The sequence below is a fragment of the Pseudomonas sp. D3 genome, assembly GCF_029320995.1.
GTDB classification, from domain to species: Bacteria; Pseudomonadota; Gammaproteobacteria; order Pseudomonadales; family Pseudomonadaceae; genus Aquipseudomonas; species Aquipseudomonas paraveronii.
On record NZ_CP119772.1, the window covers coordinates 1520945 to 1539650 of the forward strand.

An 18706-nucleotide genomic window follows, 5' to 3' on the forward strand; every position below is an offset into this window, starting at 1 on the left:
GCAGGGTGGACCAGGCTGGCTATCAGGAAATACGGGTGTTGCCGTTGACGGCGCTTTCTTCAGTTTCGGCGGCAGCGGGCGCGGTGCTTGGCAGATGACGCGCAATCAGCCCGCGATACGCTGCCGCACCCAGGCATGCACCGACAATCGGCGCGAAAATCGGCACCAGGAAGTAGGGAATATCACGCCCGCCAGTAAAGGCCATTTCACCCCACCCGGCGAAAAAGGTCATCAGCTTGGGCCCGAAATCCCGCGCAGGGTTCATTGCAAAGCCGGTCAGCGGGCCCATGGCGCTGCCAATCACCGCGATCAGCAAACCGATCAGCAGCGGCGCCAGCGGGCCGCGTGGCAGGCCGTTGTTATCGTCGGTCAGGGCCATGATCACGCCCATCAGGATTGCGGTGATGACCATTTCCACCAGGAAGGCCTGGGCCGTGCTTAGCAGCGCATGGGGGTAGGTCGAGAAGACCGAGGCCAATTCCAGGCTGGCCTGGGTGCCGCGCACCATATGGTGGGTTTGTTCGTAATCGAAAAACAGGTTGCTGTAGAGCGTGTACACCAAGGCCGCGGAGCAGAAGGCACCGGCGACCTGGGCGAGGATATAGAAGGGCAGTTTGCGCTTGTCGAAATCGGCAAAAATACACAGGGCGATGCTGACCGCCGGGTTGAGATGAGCCCCGGAGATGCCCGCGCTCAGGTAGATCGCCATGCTGACGCCGATCCCCCAGATAATACTGATTTCCCACAGGCCAAAGCTGGCCCCCGCGACCTTGAGCGCAGCGACACAGCCTGTACCGAAGAAGATCAGAAGCGCAGTCCCCAGGAATTCGGCCATGCATTGGCTCGAAAGTGAAGGCTGTTGAAGAGCAGTTGTCATGGAAAACCTCAATTTGTTGTTCTTGTCTGGCGTCTGGCCTCAACGGGCCTTGCGCGTTGTTCACCGTGTCGAGGATCCCCATCCCGGGCGCGGCTTACTGCTGGAATGCTGCGGGTGTATTCCTACAGTATTCGGAAACGAAAAAATATAGACAAGAATGACGCCTGTCAAAGGTCGAAAGTGAACCGTTGGTCATTTTCGAACTATAGGTTTGATGAATGATCACGCTCGCCACGGTAAGTATTGCCGGGAGTGAGGGGCGTACTAGAGCGTTTTGTGTGGGCTTGGCCTAGAATTGGCCATCCGTTTGCCACGCCAGGAGTGTCCATGACCCCCGCATTGGATTTGTTGAAAAAAGTTCGCGCCGAACATCGCATCCACAGTTATGAACACGATCCCAAGGCGGCGTCGTATGGCCTGGAGGCCGCGGAAAAGTTGGGTCTCGACCCGGCGCAAGTGTTCAAGACCTTACTGGCGAGTAGCGAGAAGGGCGAATTATTGGTGGCGGTGGTGCCGGTCGTCGGAAGTCTGGACTTAAAAGCCTTGGCCCATGCCGCTGGCGTGAAAAAAGTCGAAATGGCCGACCCGGCGGCAGCGCAGCGTTCCACCGGCTATCTGTTGGGCGGGATTAGCCCGTTGGGGCAGAAAAAGCGTTTGCGGACCTTTATCGATAGTACGGCGCAGCCGTTCCCGACGATTTTTGTCAGCGCCGGTAGAAGGGGGTTGGAAGTGGAGTTGGCCGCTGCGGTCCTGGCCGAGCATACCCAGGCCAAATTCGCGTCGATCGGGCGGGCCTGAAACCCGTTGTAGAAGGGCCTGAGATCCACTGTGGGAGCGGGCTTGCCCGTGATTTCGGTGTGTCAGTCACGGATGTTGACTGATCTGCCGCCATCGCGGGCAAGCCCCGACATTGAGTACAGGTTTCTTCAGTTGGCAGGGCTGTAGCGCCGCACACCTGAATCGGCGTGAGGCACCTGCGCCGCAGTGCTGCCGGATGCCTGGAACAACACCAGGTGTTCGGCGGCGACACGAATCCCCACGTCTGCACCGACTTGATGGTCGGCATGGCTGGGGAAAATCGATTCCAGCTGTGCGCCCGTCGACAGCTGCAGGCGGTACAGGGTCGAGGCGCCGAGGAACGTCTTGCCGACGATCCGCGCTTTCAATGCACTGTCCGGCGCGTAGACGATGTCATCCGGGCGCAGCAATACATCCACGGCGCCGCCTGTCGGCCAGGTATACGCCCGGTTGCCACGCAGGTCGCCGAGCTCGGTGCTGACGGATTCCGGCGTGCTCAATTGGCCACGGATGAAATAGCCCTGGCCGACAAAGCTGGCGACGTAGGGTGTCAGCGGCTCGTGATAGAGGTTGTAGGGCGTATCCCACTGCTCCAGGCGGCCTTCCTTGAACACGCCGACGTGGTCACTCACGGCGAACGCTTCTTCCTGGTCATGGGTCACCAGGATCGCACTGGTGCCTCGTGCCTTGAGAATGTCGCGCACCTCATGGCTGAGCTTGCGCCGCAGTTCGCCATCGAGGTTGGAGAACGGTTCGTCGAGCAGCAACAGTTGCGGCTCCGGTGCCAAGGCGCGGGCGAGGGCGACGCGTTGTTGCTGACCACCGGAAAGCTCGTGGGGAAAACGCTTGCCCAGGTTCTTCAGGTTAACCAGCTCTAGCAGTTCGGCGACCACGCGGTCTTTCTGCGGGTGCTTGCGAATGCCGAAGGCGATGTTGTCGGCCACGCTGAGGTGGGGAAACAGCGCGTAGTCCTGGAACACCATGCCGATACGACGTTTCTCCGGCGCCAGGGTGAACCCTGCACTGGAGATGACTTCGCCGGCCAGGCTGATTTCGCCTTCGTGGACCGGCTCAAACCCTGCGATCGCGCGCAGGGTGGTGGTCTTGCCGCACCCCGAGGAACCGAGCAGGCAACCGATGTCGCCGGCGTTGAGGTGCAGGTTGAGGTTCTGCACCACCCGCTGATCTTGATAGCCACATGCCAGATTGCGCAGGTTCAGCAGTAATGGCTGGCTCATGCGTGGTGGTACGCCGGTTCGACCAGAAATTCGAGCAGGGCCTTTTGCGCATGCAGGCGGTTTTCCGCCTGGTCCCAGGCGACCGAACGCGGGTCGTCGAGCAGGTCGAGGCTGATTTCTTCGCCACGGTGGGCGGGCAGGCAATGCATGAACAGCACGTCCGGTGCGGCCAGGTCGAGCAGGGCGCGGGTGACCTGGAATGGCGCAAACAGCTTCAGGCGCTTGGCAGTTTCGTCTTCCTGGCCCATGGAGGTCCAGACGTCGGTGCTTACCAAGTGGGCGCCGATCACCGCATCTTTTGGATCACGCAGGATTTGTACACGGCCATCAGCGTTGGCCAGGAACTCGGCGGACGGTTCGAAACCTTCCGGGCAGGCGATGCGCAGGTGGAAGTCGAATTGGATCGCCGCTTCTATATAGCTGTTGCACATGTTGTTGCCGTCGCCGATCCAGGCCACGGTCTTGCCCTGGATCGAGCCACGGTGTTCGAGGAAGGTTTGCATGTCGGCCAGCAACTGGCACGGGTGCAGGTCATCGGACAGGCCGTTGATCACCGGAACGCGGGAGTTGGCGGAAAATTCGGTCAGGGTGCTGTGGGCGAAGGTACGAATCATCACCGCATCGAGCATGCGCGACATGACAATCGCGCAATCGCTGATCGGCTCGCCACGGCCCAGTTGGGTGTCACGCGGCGACAGAAAGATGGCCTGGCCGCCCAGCTGGATCATGCCGGCCTCGAAGGACAAGCGGGTGCGGGTCGACGACTTCTCGAAAATCATCCCGAGCACGCGGTTTTTCAAAGGCTCGAACAGTACGCCGCGGTTACGCAGGTCTTTAAGCTCAATGCCTCGACGGATCACGCTGACCAGCTCTTCGGGCGTGCAATCCATCAGGGAGAGAAAGTGCCTTGCGCTCATCATTAACTACCTTTTTGCAACAGACCGCAGATACTCAAAGCCTTGTTTATTGTGAAAACGGGCGAGACCTGCGGCGAAAGCCGCACGGGGCGACGAAATAGGGGAAGGCGCGATCTTATAATTAAATGTCGCGTCTTACCAATAGGGCTACGGTGTTTAGGGGTGTTCAGATAGGCGCGATAGCGCTTTTGAAGACGATTTCCTGACAGCAGCGGGTCATTTGTACACTGGCGTTGCGACCTTTTGCAATCCGTGAGGGCGGGTCCAGGCCAGGCTGCGTCGGTTTCAGGGACTGTCCGGCAGGTTTTGAAACACTTTCTCACGTTTGCTCATGGCCTGGCCTGATGCCCCTCAATTCACGCGACGAACGTTGCTGGTGCCCGTTGCAGTCGCGGCCCATAGTCAGGCCAAAGCCCTAATAAAGAGACTGGCCATGACCAAGACTCTCCACCACCGTGCCTGCCATCTGTGCGAAGCCATTTGTGGTCTGACCCTGGAAACCACCCAAGCCGAAGATGGCAGCCTGGCGATCACTTCGATCAAGGGTGACGCACTGGACACGTTCAGTCGTGGGCATATCTGCCCCAAGGCCGTGGCGCTGCAGGATATCCAGAATGACCCGGACCGCCTGCGCCAGCCCATGCTGCGAGTGGGTAGCGAATGGCAACCGATTCCGTGGGAAGAGGCCTTCGCGCTGGTGGCCGAAAAACTGTCGGACATCCAGGCGCGCTACGGACAGAATTCGGTGGCGGTGTATCAGGGCAATCCCAGCGTGCATAACTATGGGCTGATGACCCACAGCAACTACTTCCTTGGCCTGCTCAAGACGCGTAACCGGTTTTCCGCGACGTCGGTCGACCAGTTGCCCCATCACCTCACCAGCCACCTGATGTACGGTCATGGCCTGTTGTTGCCGATTCCGGATATCGACCATACCGACTTCATGCTGATCCTCGGCGGCAACCCGCTGGCGTCCAACGGCAGCATCATGACGGTGCCCGACGTGGAGAAGCGCCTCAAAGCCATCCAGGCCCGGGGCGGTAAAGTGGTGGTGGTCGACCCTCGGCGCAGCGAGACGGCGGCGATTGCCGATCAGCACCTGTTTGTGCGGCCCGGTGGCGACGCCGCGTTGCTGTTCGGACTGCTCAATACCCTGTTCGCCGAAAACCTGACCCGTAACAGTCACTTGCCGATTGACGGCCTGGAGGACGTGCGCCGCGCAATCGCCGGGTTTACCGCCGAGGCCATGAGCCACCAATGTGCGGTGCCTGCTGAACAGATCCGCCAACTGGCGCGGGATTTTGCCGCCGCAGATAAGGCGGTATGTTACGGGCGCATGGGCGTTTCGACGCAGGCGTTCGGCACGCTGTGCCATTGGCTGGTGCAATTGATCAACGTGGTCACCGGCAACCTGGATCGTCCGGGCGGTGCCTTGTGTACTACGCCGGCGGTGGACCTGGTGGCCTCGACTTCCGGCGGGCATTTCAATCGTTGGCAGAGCCGTGTGTCAGGGCGTCCGGAATACGCTGGCGAGTTGCCGGTGTCGGCGCTGGCGGAAGAAATGCTCACCGAAGGTGAAGGGCAGATCCGCGCCCTGGTCACCGTGGCCGGCAATCCGGTCCTATCAACCCCCAATGGCCGCCAGTTGGAGCAGGCCCTGGACGGGCTGGAGTTCATGGTCAGCGTCGATCTGTACATCAACGAGACGACGCGTTATGCCGACTTGATCCTGCCGTCCACCTCGGCCCTGGAAAACGATCACTACGACACCACGTTCAATATGTTCGCGGTGCGCAATGTCAGCCGTTTCAATCGTGCGATCCTGCCCAAGCCTGAAGGCGCGCTGCATGACTGGGAGATCTTCGTTGGCTTGGCCAAGGCGTTTGCGGCGCACACCGGGGTCGCGCTCAAACCGACCCTGCCACCGGCGCAAATGATCGACTTCGGCCTGCGCGCCGGCGTGTATGGTGAGGCTTCCAGCCACAAATTGTCGTTGGCGATGCTCGCTGAGCATCCCCACGGCGTGGACTTGGGCCCACTCAAGCCCAATCTCGCTGCGCGCCTGAACACCGCGAATGGTCGGGTGCAGACGGCACCAGCGGTAATTCTGGCGGACCTGGCGCGTTTCGCGGCGCAACCGCTGCCACAGGCCAACGAATTGCTGTTGATCGGCCGCCGCCATGTGCGCAGCAACAATTCCTGGATGCACAACTATCACCGCTTGGTGAAGGGCAAGCCGCGGCACCAGTTGCACATGCATCCCGACGATCTGGCCAGCCGCCAATTGAGCGACGGGCAGCGGGTGAAGGTCAGCTCGCGCATCGGCATGATCGAGGTGGAGGTGGTCGCCAGCCTGGACATGATGCCTGGCGTGGTCAGCCTGCCGCACGGCTGGGGCCATGGTCGTCCGGGCGTGCAGATGATGATCGCGAGCAGTCAGCCAGGTGCCAGTGCGAACGACCTGACCGACGAACGGCAACTGGATGAGTTGTCGGGCAACGCCGCGCTGAACGGCGTGCCGGTACAGGTCGCTGCGGCATAATGTGCCCGAGCACCGCGCTGGGATTTTGCGTTACAATGCGCCACCGTGCCGACCTGTGAGTCGCAAAGTTCCAGCCGAGGTGTTCCATGGATATCATCGAAACGATCAAAGAGCAGATTGCCAGCAACACCATTCTGCTTTACATGAAGGGCTCTCCCAATGCCCCGCAGTGCGGTTTCTCCGCGAAGGCGTCCCAGGCCATCATGCAGTGTGGCGAGAAATTCGCTTACGTGGATATCCTGCAAAACCCGGAAATTCGCGCCAACCTGCCGAAGTACGCCAACTGGCCGACATTCCCACAACTGTGGGTAGCCGGTGAACTGGTCGGCGGCAGCGATATCATCACTGAAATGGCCGCTGATGGTTCGTTGCAAGCGCTGGTCAAAGACGCAGCAGTAAAAGCGGCAGCTCAGACTGAAGCTTGATGCTTGTGTAAAAAACCGCGCAATAAAAAGCCCCGCTTCTCCTAAGAGAGCGGGGCTTTTTTGTACCTGCCGGCTAAGGGTTATTCGCCCATCTGCGATTGCAGGTAGTTCTCCAGGCTGACCTTGTCGATCAGGCCCAGTTGTGTTTCCAGCCAGTCGATATGTTCTTCCTGGTCTTCCAGGATATCTTCCAGCAGTTCGCGGCTGCCGAAGTCCTGGGTCACTTCGCAGTGAGCGATGGCGGCCTTGAGGTCGCTGTGGCTCTTGCGTTCAAAGCCCAGGTCGCTGCTGATCATTTCCTGGGTGTGCTCGCCGATGTTCAGCTTGCCCAGGTCCTGCACGTTGGGCAGGCCTTCCAGGAACAGGATGCGCTTGATCAGGGCATCGGCGTCCTTCATGGCTTTGATCGATTCCTTGTACTCACGCTTGCCCAGCTTTTCCAGGCCCCAATCGTCATACATGCGCGCATGCAGAAAGTACTGATTGATCGCGACCAGTTCATTGGCAAGGATTTTGTTGAGTTGCTGGATGACTGAGATGTCGCCTTTCATGACTGGGGTCCTGCCCTGTATTCGCTGTATATAGGCCAGAGTTTGAGTGGCGAACCCCTTAGTGTCAAACCTAAGTAATTGAATAATAAATGAAAATTAATCTGAATAAGAATGTTTTAGTTCCGCGTCTTGGCCCTAACTAATTGAATTGCGGGCATAAAAAAGCCGGACACGAAGTCCGGCTCATTAAAATACGTTCATTCAAGCGTGCGTAAATTCTGCTGAATAGGGGCGCGCGGCCTGGGCTGTTTGCAGCTGCGTCAGGGTTTCCCGTACCACTTGTTTGGCGAGGCAAGCACATTTACCGCATTGGCTGGCAACGCCGGTCGTTTCACGCACTTCCTTGTAGCTGCAGCAACCTTCGTAGATTGCTTCGCGGATTTGTCCGTCGGTGACGCCAGTGCAGAGGCAGACATACATAAGGGAGAACCATCGCGGGTTTAAGGCTTAAGTGCGATGGATCTTAATGTTAACGAGAATGATTGTCAAAGTTGTTTTGCAGTGCTGGGCAGTGACTTGGCCTGCGCGCTGACGAACGGTTTTTTCAGTGTATGATGGTCGGTCTTCACGAAGCGTGACTGCGTCACAGGCTTGTCGCTTATGCGCGGCAGACTCAAGGCCGGTCCTTTTACTTCAATCGTCACCCCCTACATCAGGAGATATCCAATGAGCGTACTCGTCGGCAAACAAGCCCCGGATTTCGACGTACCTGCCGTTCTCGGCACTGGCGAAATCGTTGACAGCTTCAAGCTGTCTGAAGCCATCAAAGGCAAATACGGCCTGGTGTTCTTCTACCCGCTGGACTTCACCTTCGTCTGCCCTTCGGAGCTGATCGCTCTGGACCACCGCATGGACGATTTCAAGGCGCGTAACGTCGAAGTGGTCGCGGTTTCCATCGACTCCCACTTCACCCATAACGCCTGGCGCAACACGGCCATCAACGATGGTGGCATCGGCAAAGTCAAATACACCATGGCTGCCGACATGAAGCACGACATCGCCAAGGCCTACGACGTTGAGTCCGAAGGCGGCGTGGCATTCCGCGGCGCGTTCCTGATCGACGACAAGGGCGTTGTGCGCTCCCAGATCATCAACGACCTGCCGCTGGGCCGTAACATGGAAGAGCTGATCCGTCTGATCGACGCCCTGCAATTCCACGAAGAGCACGGCGAAGTTTGCCCTGCCAACTGGAAAAAAGGCGACAAAGGCATGAACGCTTCGCCAGAAGGCGTTGCAGCGTACCTGACCGAGAACGCCGGCAAGCTGTAAGCCAAGTTATCGGTACAAAAAAACCGGCCTGAGAAGGCCGGTTTTTTTATACGTGGGATTTCACTTCAGTCGCTGAAGTCTTCCCAGCCGCCCATCTGTTTCCAACGGTTGACGATGCCGCAGAACAGCTCGGCAGTCTTTTCAGTGTCGTAGCGGGCCGAGTGGGCTTCGCGACCGTCAAAGTCGATACCGGCGGCCTGGCAGGCTTTGGCCAATACGGTCTGGCCGTAAGCCAGGCCAGCGAGCGTAGCGGTGTCGAAGCTGGAGAACGGGTGGAACGGGTTACGTTTCATGTCCAACCGCGCCACGGCGGCATTCAGGAAACCCAGGTCGAAACTGCTGTTGTGCCCCACCAGGATCGCGCGTTTGCAGCCATTGGCCTTCAACGCCTTGCGCACGCCACGGAAGATATCGGTCAACGCCGCTTCTTCACTCACCGCCATGCGCAGTGGGTGATCGAGCTTGATCCCGGTAAATTCCAGGGCCGCTGCTTCGATATTGGCGCCTTCGAACGGCTCGACGCGGAAGAAGTGCGTGTGTTCTGCGAACACAAAGCCCTGTTCGTCCATGCCGATGGTCGTCGCGGCGATTTCCAGCAGTGCATCGGTGGCGCAGTTGAAGCCACCGGTTTCTACGTCGATGACAACCGGCAGATAGCCGCGAAACCGCTCGGCCATCGGGTGACGGGAACCGCCACCGCTGTGCTCGTGTTCGTCATCGTAATGGTCTTCACTCACTTGCTTTCCTCCAGCAGGCGCCAGCGCAGTGTTTCACCGGCGCGCAGCGGGATAACAGTCAGCTCGCCAAATGGCAGGCTGGCGGGGGCGGTCCAGTCTTCACGAACCAGGGTGATGCGGTCGGTATTCGCCGGCAGCCCGTAGAAGCGCGGGCCATTGAGGCTGGCGAAGCCTTCGAGTTTGTCCAGGGCGTTGCGCTGTTCGAACGCTTCGGCGTACAGCTCGATCGCCGCATAGGCGGTGTAGCAACCGGCGCAACCACATGCAGCTTCCTTGGCATGCTGGGCGTGGGGAGCCGAGTCGGTGCCGAGGAAGAACTTCGGGTTGCCGCTGGTCGCGGCATCCAGCAGGGCCACCTGATGGGTGTTGCGCTTGAGAATCGGCAGGCAATAGAAGTGCGGCCGAATCCCGCCCACCAGCATGTGGTTGCGGTTGTAGAGCAGGTGATGGGCGGTGATGGTCGCGCCGACGTTGGCCGAGGCCTCGGTGACGAACTGCACCGCGTCGGCCGTGGTGATGTGTTCGAACACCACCTTGAGGGTCGGGAACAGCTCGACCACGCGGCGCATATGCTCGTCGATGAAGACTTTTTCGCGATCGAACACGTCGACATCCCCACGGGTGACTTCACCGTGGATCAGCAGCGGCATGCCGACTTCGGCCATCGCTTCGATCGCCGGCAGGATCTTGTCGATACTGGTCACGCCGGAATCGGAGTTGGTGGTCGCACCCGCCGGGTAGAGCTTGGCGGCGTGTACGAAACCGCTGGCCTTGGCCTGGCGGATTTCGTCGGGCTGGGTGCGGTCGGTCAGGTAGAGCACCATCAGCGGTTCGAAGCGGCTGCCGGCCGGCCGCACAGCGAGGATGCGCTGGCGATAAGCGTCGGCTTCAGCGGCATTACGCACCGGAGGTACCAGGTTAGGCATGATGATGGCGCGGCCAAACGTGCGCGCAACATCGGCCACGGTTTGGGGTAACGCAGCACCATCGCGAAGATGAATATGCCAGTCGTCGGGACGCAGCAGGGTCAGGCGGTCGGACATTGGGGATTCCAGGCGGGTCAATCTGGTGGGAATGCTACCGGAAAAGACTCTTGCAGGCACTCGCTATCAAGTTTTGCAGGATGCATCCGATAGCCTTTGGTATGCCTTAACGATGTATGACGCTTTGAAGTGTTGTAGAAACCAGTGGAGCCTCCCGTGCGCCAGCATTATTTAGCCCTGCTCAGTGTGTTTGCCAGCCTGCCTGCGATGGCCCTCACGTTTCAGACACGTCTGGAGAATATTGAGTGGAAGGTGGAGGGCGACAAATTCGAGTGCCGTTTGACCCAGCCGATCACTGATTTCGGCTCGGGCGAGTTCGTGCGCCGGGCCGGTGAGCAGGCGACATTCCGCCTGAAAGCCTATAACGGCTCGCTCGGCGCGGGATCGGCGACCTTGCTGGCGGCTGCTGCGCCTTGGCAACCGGGCCGGGGTGATATCAACCTCGGAGCCGTGCGTGTCGGCAGTGGCGACGTGTTGTTCAACAGTTCCCAGGCCCAGGCCGGGCGGCTGTTCAATGGCCTGCTCGAGGGGCGCAGTCCGACCGTGCGGCATTACGGGCGTGAAGGTGGCTATTCGGAAATTCGCCTGTTGCCGGTGAGATTCAACAAGGCCTACAACGACTATCAACTGTGTACTACCAAGTTGCTGCCGATGAATTACGATCAGGTCAAGCAGACCGAAGTCGGCTTCCCCGGTGGCGGCATCGAGCTGGACGCTTCGGCCAAGAGCAAGCTGGCGGTGATCGTTGAATTCATGAAAGCCGATCCGACGGTCAACCATATCGAACTGAATGGTCACTCCGACAATAGTGGCAATCGCCTGACCAATCGCGATGTCTCGCGCCGTCGCGCATTGGCGGTAATGGACTACTTCAAGGCCAACGGCGTGCAGGAATCGCAGATCACCATGCGATTTCACGGCGAAAGCTATCCCTTGGCGCCCAATACCAACGCCGCTAACCGAGCGCGCAATCGCCGCGTCAATATCCAGCTCGAACGCGTGGCAGCCCCTGAGAAGCCTGCGGCCCAGGCCGCGCGGCCGAGCAACCCCGCGGCCACGTCATAAGCTGCGACCATCGGTCGCCCGCTCGACATAATCTGTCGCTTTATCTTCATTTGCTGTCGCGCCCCTGTAATTTCGCGGTTTTGATCGGTAGAATCGTTGCCTTTCCGTAAAACCCCGTGGAGTGATGGCATGGCCGACGTAAACAAGGTCGTTCTCGCGTATTCCGGCGGCCTGGACACTTCGGTGATCCTCAAGTGGCTGCAGGATACTTATAACTGTGAAGTGGTGACCTTCACCGCTGACCTGGGTCAGGGCGAAGAGGTCGAACCTGCACGTGCCAAGGCGCAAGCCATGGGCGTCAAAGAGATCTACATTGACGACCTGCGCGAAGAGTTCGTCCGCGACTTCGTTTTCCCGATGTTTCGCGCCAACACCGTCTACGAAGGCGAGTACCTGCTGGGTACCTCCATCGCACGTCCGCTGATCGCCAAGCGCCTGATCGAAATCGCCAACGAAACCGGCGCTGACGCCATTTCCCATGGCGCCACCGGCAAAGGTAACGACCAGGTGCGTTTCGAACTGGGCGCCTATGCGCTCAAGCCGGGCGTGAAAGTGATTGCCCCTTGGCGTGAATGGGACCTGCTGTCCCGTGAAAAGCTGATGGATTACGCTGAAAAGCACGCAATCCCGATCGAGCGTCATGGTAAGAAAAAGTCCCCGTACTCGATGGATGCCAACCTGTTGCACATCTCCTATGAAGGCGGCGTGCTGGAAGACACCTGGACCGAGCACGAAGAAGACATGTGGAAGTGGACCGTCTCCCCGGAGAACGCTCCCGACAAGCCGCAGTATCTGGAACTGACCTACCGCAACGGCGACATCGTCGCGCTGGACGGCGTCGAAATGACCCCGGCCACCGTACTGGCGACCCTGAACCGTATCGGCGGCGCACACGGTATTGGCCGTCTCGACATCGTCGAGAACCGTTACGTGGGCATGAAGTCCCGTGGCTGCTACGAAACCCCAGGCGGCACCATCATGCTGCGCGCCCACCGCGCCATCGAGTCGATCACTCTGGACCGCGAAGTGGCTCACCTCAAAGACGAGCTGATGCCCAAGTACGCCAGCCTGATCTACACCGGCTACTGGTGGAGCCCTGAGCGTCTGATGCTGCAACAGATGATCGACGCTTCCCAGGCTCACGTGAACGGTGTTGTGCGCCTGAAGCTGTACAAGGGCAATGTGATCGTCACCGGTCGCAAATCCGACGAGTCGCTGTTCGACGCCAACATCGCCACCTTCGAAGAAGATGGCGGCGCCTACAACCAGGCGGACGCAGCAGGCTTCATCAAGTTGAATGCACTGCGCATGCGCATTGCGGCCAACAAGGGTCGCAAGTTGTTCTGAGTGTTCCAGTCGAAATGAAAAGTGGCCCCTTGTTCAGGGGCCATTTTTTTTGCCCGTAAAAAAGGCACAACGGCCCTGATGTTTAAAGTTGTTTACGGTTGTGTAAAGTCTGTCGAGGGTTCGGCGTTTCAAAAACTTTGATACTTGGCGCGCCGAGGAATGAATTATTTACACCTGAATAGGAACTATGTCTTACAGAAAATTCACTCAAGAAAGTGCGGCGTAGATGTAAGTCGCGGAAAGTTCTGTAGGAAATTTATGGTGTAAATAAATATGTTAAATGGAACTGAAATCATCAGATTTTTTTTACCCGTCCGTCCGTGTGGTAGCGGCATGCAAGGGGCATTTCCTGAAACTGGTGTGCGCTGCGTTTACGACTGGCCCCCTAACCACCGGATATTTCTCTCAAAATATGTACGAGCCCGGAAAGGTCTGAAGGGCTCCATAAAACTCGAAACATCTGAGTTGGTGATTTTTTGTAGGTTAATTCCTATCTCGTTGTGGGTTGGGTCTCTGCTTGCTGTTGCTCGGGGTGGAACGCTATGCCAACTAGGAAACGACTAGGCTATTGTGCTTGCTCTGAATAATTCGAACAGCGAAATTGGACTTTCTCATGAATAAAGTGCTGATCGTGGATGATCATCCCGTCATTCGTCTTGCTGTGCGCATGCTAATGGAGCGTCATGGTTATGAGGTCGTTGCCGAGACCGATAACGGTGTCGATGCGTTGCAACTTGCGCGGGAACATATGCCGGACATTGTCATACTGGATATTGGGATTCCCAAACTCGATGGCCTGGAAGTTATCTGCCGGCTGTCGTCGACCAAGCAGGCCACACCGTTCAAGGTGCTGGTCCTGACTTCCCAGGCCCCGGGTCATTTCTCCATGCGCTGCATGCAAGCGGGGGCGGCCGGGTACGTGTGCAAGCAGCAGGACCTGACGGAATTGCTGAGTGCCATCAAGGCGGTGCTGTCCGGCTACAGCTACTTTCCGAACCAGGCGCTGAATTCGGTGCGTTCCACCATGGGCAATGCCAGCGAGGCCGACATGGTCGAGCGCCTTTCGGGGCGCGAGATGATGGTGTTGCAGCAACTGGCGCGCGGCAAAACCAACAAGGAAATCGCCGACGGCATGTTCCTCAGCAACAAAACTGTCAGCACCTATAAGACGCGGTTGCTGCTCAAGCTCAATGCCCGCTCACTGGTCGATCTGATCGAGTTGGCTCAACGCAATGGACTGGTCTAGAGGAGGGCGCCACCACATGGCTTGATAGCCAGGCGAATCGGCAGAAAAAAGCCTCCGTCAGGGAGGCTTCCGGCCGTTCTCGGCCGATCAGAGGTCGAAGTCGTAATCGGCCAGCTGTTTTTGCAAGCGTCGCTCTTCCAGGAGGTTATCGATGGTGCGGCGTTTGCTTAGATTGGTCTTGGCTACCTCTACAGGTGTTTCCTCTCCACCGTCATCCGACTCAACAAGGTCATCTTCCACTTCCAGTTGTTCTTTGCCAGTGCTCATAAGGTTAACTCCGGGCTAAGACTGCCGTTGGCGCTCCTTATAACGATATTCCATGAGCGGGTAAAAAAGATTTTTTCAATCGATGGATCGAAAAACCAATGATCTCTCAATCGTCCGACGTCTTGTCCTTGTATTCGCACAGGTCTTCGATGCGACAGCTGCCACAGCGCGGCTTGCGGGCTTGGCAAACGTAGCGTCCGTGAAGGATCAGCCAGTGGTGCGAATCGAGCAGATACGGCTTGGGGACAAACTTCATCAGTTGTTTTTCCACTTCCACCACATTCTTGCCGCGGGCAATGCCGGTGCGGTTACTTACGCGGAAAATGTGGGTGTCCACGGCCATGGTCAGTTGCCGGAATGCCGTATTGAGCACAACGTTGGCCGTCTTGCGGCCCACTCCCGGCAGAGCCTCCAGCGCTTCACGAGTCTGCGGCACTTCACCGTTATGCCGTTCGACCAGCAGGCGGCAGGTCTCGATGACATTCTTCGCCTTGCTGTTGTATAGACCGATGGTCTTGATGTATTCAGACAAACCTTCCACGCCCAAAGCATGGATCGCTGCCGGGGTGTTCGCCACGGGATATAGCTTGGCCGTGGCCTTGTTGACGCCAACGTCTGTGGATTGGGCCGAGAGAATCACCGCAATCAGCAACTCAAACGGCGTTGAGTAAGCCAGTTCGGTTTTGGGTTCCGGATTGTCTTCGTGAAGCCTGCGGAAAATTTCCAGGCGTTTTGCGGCGTTCATGGGGCAGGCGATTCCTTGCTGGAGGTCAGCGTGATTGTGAAAAATGGGCCCAGGCCTGCAACCCAGCGAGCAATAACCCGAGCAGGATAAACCCGGCCGGCATCAATTGGGTGGCGGCAGTGGCGCGTAACACCCCCAGGATGATCATGAGTGCGGCGAACAGAGCGACTAACCGTAGCTGCGCCTTGCGCTGGTCCGCCTCAAAGAAAGCATTATGTTCCAGGACGACGCATTGCACGCTGATCAGCGCGAGGTAGATGCCCAACTGCTGATACATCGGTAGCGCAAATGCCTGTAACAGTAACTGCGCACAGCTGACCAGCGTAGCGGCGACCGTCAGGCTGGCACCCAACCGCAGGGGCGCGCTCAGGCGTGAGCGCAGCGCGCGCATGGCCAGGCCGTAGAGCGTCACGATCAGCGCCGACAACGCCAGGAAACTCAGGGCTTTGGGCAGGGTGTCAGTCACGCCGAGCAACGGTGCCAGCATCGATGCATTGGCCAGGCCAACGGCTCTAGTCATGGGCGTCGGGCTCCAGCAGGGATGAGCGGTGCTCGTCGAAATAGCGCAAAGCGTCGTGGACGGCACTGATCACCGCTCGGGAGGTGAGGGTGGCACCGGCTATTTGATCGAAGGTCGAGCCTTGCATGTCCGTGCGCGAACGCCCCTTGAATGAAGCCAGCCAAGGGTTGCCGGGCTCGCTGATATGCCCACCCAGGCTTGGGGTTTCCGATTGCGCCAGGGTTTTGATTCCCAGCAGCTTGCCGTCGCGGTCGATGGCGATCAGCAGTTCGATCGGCCCAGCGTAGCCGCTGGTCGTCAAACGAAGCAGTACCGCGCGGGGTTGGCCCGACAGGGTCACCCGATAGCCACCCTGCAGTTGGCTCTCGGCGAGGGGCTGTGGGGCGATGGTCAGCGGGTGATCCAGTGGCTGGTTGTCATAGTGGTCGGCGGGTAGCAGGTCGCGCAGCGCCTGGCGCTGTAGCGCCTGAACCTGGCGCGCGGCGTGATCGGCGGTCAGGTGCTGAAGGGTGAGGACCAGCGTGCCGCCGCCGATGGCGATCAGCAACGCCAGCAACACACCTCTGCTCGATTTCATCGGCTGACCGCTGGCTGTTTCGCTGCCGCCAGGCGTTCCAGTGCCGGCACGGCCAGGTTCATCAGCAGCACCGCAAAGGCCACACCGTCCGGGTAGCCGCCCCACGTGCGAATCAGATATGTCAGCACGCCCACGCCCGCCCCGAACAGCAGCCGGGCCGTGGGGCTTTTCGGGCCCGAGACCGGCTCGGTGACGATAAAAAATGCGCCGAGAACGGTTGCGCCGGTCAGCAGATGAAACAGCGGCGAGCCGTGGGAGTCAGAGCCCGAGCCATTCCAGCACAGCAAGCTGATCACAAAGAGGCTGCCCAGCATGCCCAGCGGCGCGTGCCAACTGAATACCCGCTGGCGTAACAGCCACAGACCGCCCACCAGAAACGCCAGGTTCACCCACTCGCTGCCCTTGCCGCCGAAATGCCCAAATGCCGGGCTGCGAGCGAACAGTTCATCGATGGTCAGGCTCTTGTTCAGTCGCAGGGCATCCAGTGCAGTCGCCTGGGCCCAGGCATCGGGAGCGTCGCGTTGCAGGCCGAATACCTGTTGTGCGCCGGCCAGCAGGTCCAGGCCGTGGGTGGCCGGCCAGTGCGTCATGAGTTGCGGAAAGGCCACCAGCATCAACGCATACCCGACCATGGCCGGGTTGAAAGGGTTGCGATGGCCACCGTACAGGTGCTTGCCCAGCAGCAGCCCAGTGGCGACGGCCGCCACGCACAGCCACCAGGGGCAATAGGGCGGCAGTGCCAGGGCGAGCAAGGTGGCGCTGACCAGGCTGCTCAGATCGCTGCCACGCTGCCCCCGCAGGCGTTGCACGCCCGCATCTACCAACAGTGCGCCGCCCGTCGCCAGCAACAGATTGATCAACACGCCCCAACCGTATAACCAGAACATCGCCACCGCACCCGGCAGCGTCGCCAGCAACACCCGTTGCAGGGCTTGCTGAGGCTCAAGCGTGGCCATGGGCATCCACCTGGCGCTGTGCTGCGTCGAGCTTGTCGTGCGCCTCGGACAGCTGCTGTGGATCGGCGTTCTGATCCTGGGCTTTTTTCAATTCGGCGCGACGCATTGCCAGTTGGATCTTGGCGCGCTTGAGATCGGCGGTGCTGTCGGGGGCCGGTGTTGCGGGCGCGAGGTTCACCTCCAGGGCGGTTAGTGCTTGCTCTGCGGCTTCGAACTGTCGTTGCAGGACGATCAATTGCGATTGCTGTTCAAGGGTGGGCGGATGCCCGAATGCCTTCAAGGATTTGTGCAACTGCGCACGGCTCATCGCCATGTTGATCTTGGCCTTCTTGATCGCGGCATCCTGGGCTGCCTGGGCGGTATCGATCGGCACGGCGGCCAGCGGCGCGGCACGCTTGGCTCGGGCCAGGCGTTCGGCCTGCTTGTGTTCTTCTTCTCGTTGCAGGCGCGCGTTTCGTTGCTCAAAGCGTCGTCGTGCGCGGTCACGCTTTAAGCCACGCGCGCGGCGCTCGTGGTCGTTGGTCGCCAGGCCGCCGACAATCGGCAGCACCGTCGCCAGCGGGTGCATTTCGATGCAGTCGACCGGGCAGGGCGCGACGCACAGGTCGCAACCGGTGCATTCGTCGATGATCACGGTGTGCATCAATTTGGCTGCGCCGACAATCGCGTCCACCGGGCACGCCTGGATGCATTTGGTACAACCGATGCATTCGGCTTCGCGGATGTAGGCAATCTGTGGCGGCGCTTCGCCGTGGCTGGCGTCCAGCGTCAGCACCGGCACGTTCAGCAATTGCGCGAGTGCGCCGATCGTTTCCGGCCCTCCCGGCGGGCACTTGTTGATGGCTTCGCCTTGGGCAATGCCTTCGGCGTAGGGCTTGCAGCCCGGGTGCCCGCATTTGCCGCATTGGGTTTGCGGGAGCAGCGCGTCGATACGTTGAATCAGGTTCATGCTTTGATCATTGCGTTGAAACCCAGAAAAGCCACCGCCATCAGCCCGGCGCTGATCAGTTCGACCGGCAGGCCGCGGAAGGGCAGCGGAATGTCGTTGTCGGCGATCCGCTGGCGCAAGTCGCTGAACAGGCTCAGCACCAGCCAGAAGCCGAGCCCGGCGCCCAGGCTCAGTGCCGCCATGTGTGCCAGACCCTTGTCGTCTTCAATGCCCAGCAACACCACGCCCAGTACCCCGGCGTTGCCCAGTAGGAGTGGCCATAACCCCTCCGTCGGCAGTGTGGGGCGCAAGCGCGTGAGCAAGCCGAGCACCGGGCGGATCAGCAGCGCGGTCAGCGGTAAAAACACAAACAGTCGCAGGGCGGTCATCGCCAGCGGCTGCAGCAGGTAGTGGTCCAGCAGATAGCCCAGCATGCTGCTGACTGCCATCAACACGGTGGTGGCAATCCCCAATGCATGCACCCGCGAGCGTGAGTGCGCAGCCAACATCGGGTCGACGGCCAACGGCATCTGCAACACGAAGTTGTTGATCAGGGCGGCGCTGACAAGGGTGAGGAGCATATCGGTCATGGGCATGCCGGTTAAGCAAACAGGGCCTGATTATCCGGTAAGCGAGAAGGGGGTACTAGCTGAAAAGC

Annotated in this window: 21 protein-coding genes; 7 read left to right on the plus strand and 14 right to left on the minus strand. The window is 59.4% G+C overall.

Annotated features, from left to right (window positions below):
• Window positions 1-22: 22 nt before the first annotated feature.
• Window positions 23-877, minus strand: coding sequence for an MIP/aquaporin family protein (locus tag P3S72_RS06665; RefSeq protein WP_247396308.1), 855 nt, complete (start codon window positions 875-877; stop codon window positions 23-25).
• Between the two features lie 327 nt (window positions 878-1204).
• Between P3S72_RS06665 and ybaK the strand changes: the two genes are divergently transcribed.
• Complete coding sequence (gene ybaK / locus P3S72_RS06670) at window positions 1205-1675, plus strand: Cys-tRNA(Pro) deacylase (protein WP_276196706.1); 471 nt, start codon at window positions 1205-1207, stop codon at window positions 1673-1675.
• A gap of 128 nt (window positions 1676-1803) precedes the next feature.
• Here ybaK and P3S72_RS06675 read toward each other — a convergent pair whose 3' ends face one another.
• Window positions 1804-2913, minus strand: a complete 1110-nt coding sequence (locus tag P3S72_RS06675; RefSeq protein WP_276196707.1) for an ABC transporter ATP-binding protein — start codon at window positions 2911-2913, stop codon at window positions 1804-1806.
• Entirely contained in the window at window positions 2910-3830 is a 921-nt protein-coding gene (gene argF, locus P3S72_RS06680) for an ornithine carbamoyltransferase (protein ID WP_247396301.1), read from the minus strand. The genes P3S72_RS06675 and argF overlap by 4 nt, the downstream gene beginning before the upstream one ends.
• 433 nt (window positions 3831-4263) lie before the next feature.
• On the opposite strand from argF, the gene P3S72_RS06685 reads away from it, so the two are divergent.
• Together P3S72_RS06685 and grxD are read left to right on the plus strand one after the other, a co-directional pair.
• Window positions 4264-6372 carry a molybdopterin oxidoreductase family protein gene (locus tag P3S72_RS06685; RefSeq protein ID WP_276196708.1) on the plus strand — a complete coding sequence of 703 codons (2109 nt, stop codon included), beginning with the start codon at window positions 4264-4266 and terminating at the stop codon, window positions 6370-6372.
• Between the two features lie 86 nt (window positions 6373-6458).
• Window positions 6459-6797 carry a Grx4 family monothiol glutaredoxin gene (grxD, locus tag P3S72_RS06690; RefSeq protein WP_247396293.1) on the plus strand — a complete coding sequence of 113 codons (339 nt, stop codon included), beginning with the start codon at window positions 6459-6461 and terminating at the stop codon, window positions 6795-6797.
• A gap of 80 nt (window positions 6798-6877) precedes the next feature.
• On the opposite strand, the gene bfr is transcribed toward grxD, so the two are convergent.
• Together bfr and P3S72_RS06700 are read right to left on the minus strand one after the other, a co-directional pair.
• Entirely contained in the window at window positions 6878-7348 is a 471-nt protein-coding gene (bfr, locus tag P3S72_RS06695) for a bacterioferritin (RefSeq protein WP_276196709.1), read from the minus strand.
• Window positions 7349-7549: 201 nt separating this feature from the next.
• Window positions 7550-7768: a bacterioferritin-associated ferredoxin gene (locus tag P3S72_RS06700; protein WP_128587021.1), complete on the minus strand. Its 219-nt coding sequence runs from the start codon at window positions 7766-7768 to the stop codon at window positions 7550-7552.
• A gap of 246 nt (window positions 7769-8014) precedes the next feature.
• Between P3S72_RS06700 and P3S72_RS06705 the strand changes: the two genes are divergently transcribed.
• Window positions 8015-8617, plus strand: coding sequence for a peroxiredoxin (locus P3S72_RS06705; RefSeq protein WP_247396286.1), 603 nt, complete (start codon window positions 8015-8017; stop codon window positions 8615-8617).
• 65 nt (window positions 8618-8682) lie between these two features.
• Here P3S72_RS06705 and rnt read toward each other — a convergent pair whose 3' ends face one another.
• A complete protein-coding gene (gene rnt / locus P3S72_RS06710) occupies window positions 8683-9354 on the minus strand; it encodes a ribonuclease T (RefSeq protein ID WP_247396283.1) in 672 nt (223 codons plus the stop codon).
• Window positions 9351-10397 carry a dihydroorotase gene (gene pyrC, locus P3S72_RS06715; protein WP_276196710.1) on the minus strand — a complete coding sequence of 349 codons (1047 nt, stop codon included), beginning with the start codon at window positions 10395-10397 and terminating at the stop codon, window positions 9351-9353. Before pyrC ends, rnt begins: the two co-directional genes overlap by 4 nt.
• A gap of 156 nt (window positions 10398-10553) precedes the next feature.
• Between pyrC and P3S72_RS06720 the strand changes: the two genes are divergently transcribed.
• The 3 genes from P3S72_RS06720 to P3S72_RS06730 all read left to right on the plus strand — a co-directional run bounded on the left by P3S72_RS06720 (window position 10554) and on the right by P3S72_RS06730 (window position 14055).
• Window positions 10554-11462, plus strand: coding sequence for an OmpA family protein (locus P3S72_RS06720; protein ID WP_276196711.1), 909 nt, complete (start codon window positions 10554-10556; stop codon window positions 11460-11462).
• Window positions 11463-11591: 129 nt separating this feature from the next.
• The gene (locus P3S72_RS06725) at window positions 11592-12809 is read left to right on the plus strand and encodes an argininosuccinate synthase (protein ID WP_276196712.1); all 1218 of its coding nucleotides are present in this window, start codon (window positions 11592-11594) and stop codon (window positions 12807-12809) included.
• A gap of 613 nt (window positions 12810-13422) precedes the next feature.
• On the plus strand, window positions 13423-14055 hold the full coding sequence (locus tag P3S72_RS06730) for a response regulator transcription factor (RefSeq protein ID WP_017844627.1): 633 nt from the start codon (window positions 13423-13425) through the stop codon (window positions 14053-14055).
• An 87-nt stretch (window positions 14056-14142) separates the two neighbouring features.
• On the opposite strand, the gene P3S72_RS06735 is transcribed toward P3S72_RS06730, so the two are convergent.
• The 7 genes from P3S72_RS06735 to P3S72_RS06765 form a co-directional block, all read right to left on the minus strand.
• On the minus strand, window positions 14143-14322 hold the full coding sequence (locus P3S72_RS06735; RefSeq protein WP_247396274.1) for a hypothetical protein: 180 nt from the start codon (window positions 14320-14322) through the stop codon (window positions 14143-14145).
• Between the two features lie 106 nt (window positions 14323-14428).
• Window positions 14429-15067: an endonuclease III gene (nth, locus tag P3S72_RS06740; RefSeq protein WP_247396271.1), complete on the minus strand. Its 639-nt coding sequence runs from the start codon at window positions 15065-15067 to the stop codon at window positions 14429-14431.
• Between the two features lie 25 nt (window positions 15068-15092).
• The gene (locus tag P3S72_RS06745; RefSeq protein WP_276196713.1) at window positions 15093-15587 is read right to left on the minus strand and encodes an Rnf-Nqr domain containing protein; all 495 of its coding nucleotides are present in this window, start codon (window positions 15585-15587) and stop codon (window positions 15093-15095) included.
• Window positions 15580-16164, minus strand: coding sequence for an RnfABCDGE type electron transport complex subunit G (locus P3S72_RS06750; protein WP_276196714.1), 585 nt, complete (start codon window positions 16162-16164; stop codon window positions 15580-15582). The genes P3S72_RS06745 and P3S72_RS06750 overlap by 8 nt, the downstream gene beginning before the upstream one ends.
• On the minus strand, window positions 16161-17120 hold the full coding sequence (locus tag P3S72_RS06755; RefSeq protein ID WP_276196715.1) for an RnfABCDGE type electron transport complex subunit D: 960 nt from the start codon (window positions 17118-17120) through the stop codon (window positions 16161-16163). Before P3S72_RS06755 ends, P3S72_RS06750 begins: the two co-directional genes overlap by 4 nt.
• The gene (gene rsxB, locus P3S72_RS06760) at window positions 17107-18069 is read right to left on the minus strand and encodes an electron transport complex subunit RsxB (RefSeq protein WP_276196716.1); all 963 of its coding nucleotides are present in this window, start codon (window positions 18067-18069) and stop codon (window positions 17107-17109) included. Before rsxB ends, P3S72_RS06755 begins: the two co-directional genes overlap by 14 nt.
• On the minus strand, window positions 18066-18638 hold the full coding sequence (locus P3S72_RS06765) for an Rnf-Nqr domain containing protein (RefSeq protein ID WP_247396257.1): 573 nt from the start codon (window positions 18636-18638) through the stop codon (window positions 18066-18068). Before P3S72_RS06765 ends, rsxB begins: the two co-directional genes overlap by 4 nt.
• Window positions 18639-18706 lie beyond the last annotated feature (68 nt).

Coding starts and splice junctions, on each gene's coding strand:
- P3S72_RS06665 (WP_247396308.1), bottom strand. CDS start 877: ATGACAACTGCTCTTCAACAGCCTTCACTTTCGAGCCAATGCATGGCC.
- ybaK (WP_276196706.1), top strand. CDS start 1,205: ATGACCCCCGCATTGGATTTGTTGAAAAAAGTTCGCGCCGAACATCGC.
- P3S72_RS06675 (WP_276196707.1), bottom strand. CDS start 2,913: ATGAGCCAGCCATTACTGCTGAACCTGCGCAATCTGGCATGTGGCTAT.
- argF (WP_247396301.1), bottom strand. CDS start 3,830: ATGAGCGCAAGGCACTTTCTCTCCCTGATGGATTGCACGCCCGAAGAG.
- P3S72_RS06685 (WP_276196708.1), top strand. CDS start 4,264: ATGACCAAGACTCTCCACCACCGTGCCTGCCATCTGTGCGAAGCCATT.
- grxD (WP_247396293.1), top strand. CDS start 6,459: ATGGATATCATCGAAACGATCAAAGAGCAGATTGCCAGCAACACCATT.
- bfr (WP_276196709.1), bottom strand. CDS start 7,348: ATGAAAGGCGACATCTCAGTCATCCAGCAACTCAACAAAATCCTTGCC.
- P3S72_RS06700 (WP_128587021.1), bottom strand. CDS start 7,768: ATGTATGTCTGCCTCTGCACTGGCGTCACCGACGGACAAATCCGCGAA.
- P3S72_RS06705 (WP_247396286.1), top strand. CDS start 8,015: ATGAGCGTACTCGTCGGCAAACAAGCCCCGGATTTCGACGTACCTGCC.
- pyrC (WP_276196710.1), bottom strand. CDS start 10,397: ATGTCCGACCGCCTGACCCTGCTGCGTCCCGACGACTGGCATATTCAT.
- P3S72_RS06725 (WP_276196712.1), top strand. CDS start 11,592: ATGGCCGACGTAAACAAGGTCGTTCTCGCGTATTCCGGCGGCCTGGAC.
- P3S72_RS06730 (WP_017844627.1), top strand. CDS start 13,423: ATGAATAAAGTGCTGATCGTGGATGATCATCCCGTCATTCGTCTTGCT.
- P3S72_RS06735 (WP_247396274.1), bottom strand. CDS start 14,322: ATGAGCACTGGCAAAGAACAACTGGAAGTGGAAGATGACCTTGTTGAG.
- nth (WP_247396271.1), bottom strand. CDS start 15,067: ATGAACGCCGCAAAACGCCTGGAAATTTTCCGCAGGCTTCACGAAGAC.
- P3S72_RS06745 (WP_276196713.1), bottom strand. CDS start 15,587: ATGACTAGAGCCGTTGGCCTGGCCAATGCATCGATGCTGGCACCGTTG.
- P3S72_RS06750 (WP_276196714.1), bottom strand. CDS start 16,164: ATGAAATCGAGCAGAGGTGTGTTGCTGGCGTTGCTGATCGCCATCGGC.
- P3S72_RS06755 (WP_276196715.1), bottom strand. CDS start 17,120: ATGGCCACGCTTGAGCCTCAGCAAGCCCTGCAACGGGTGTTGCTGGCG.
- rsxB (WP_276196716.1), bottom strand. CDS start 18,069: ATGAACCTGATTCAACGTATCGACGCGCTGCTCCCGCAAACCCAATGC.
- P3S72_RS06765 (WP_247396257.1), bottom strand. CDS start 18,638: ATGACCGATATGCTCCTCACCCTTGTCAGCGCCGCCCTGATCAACAAC.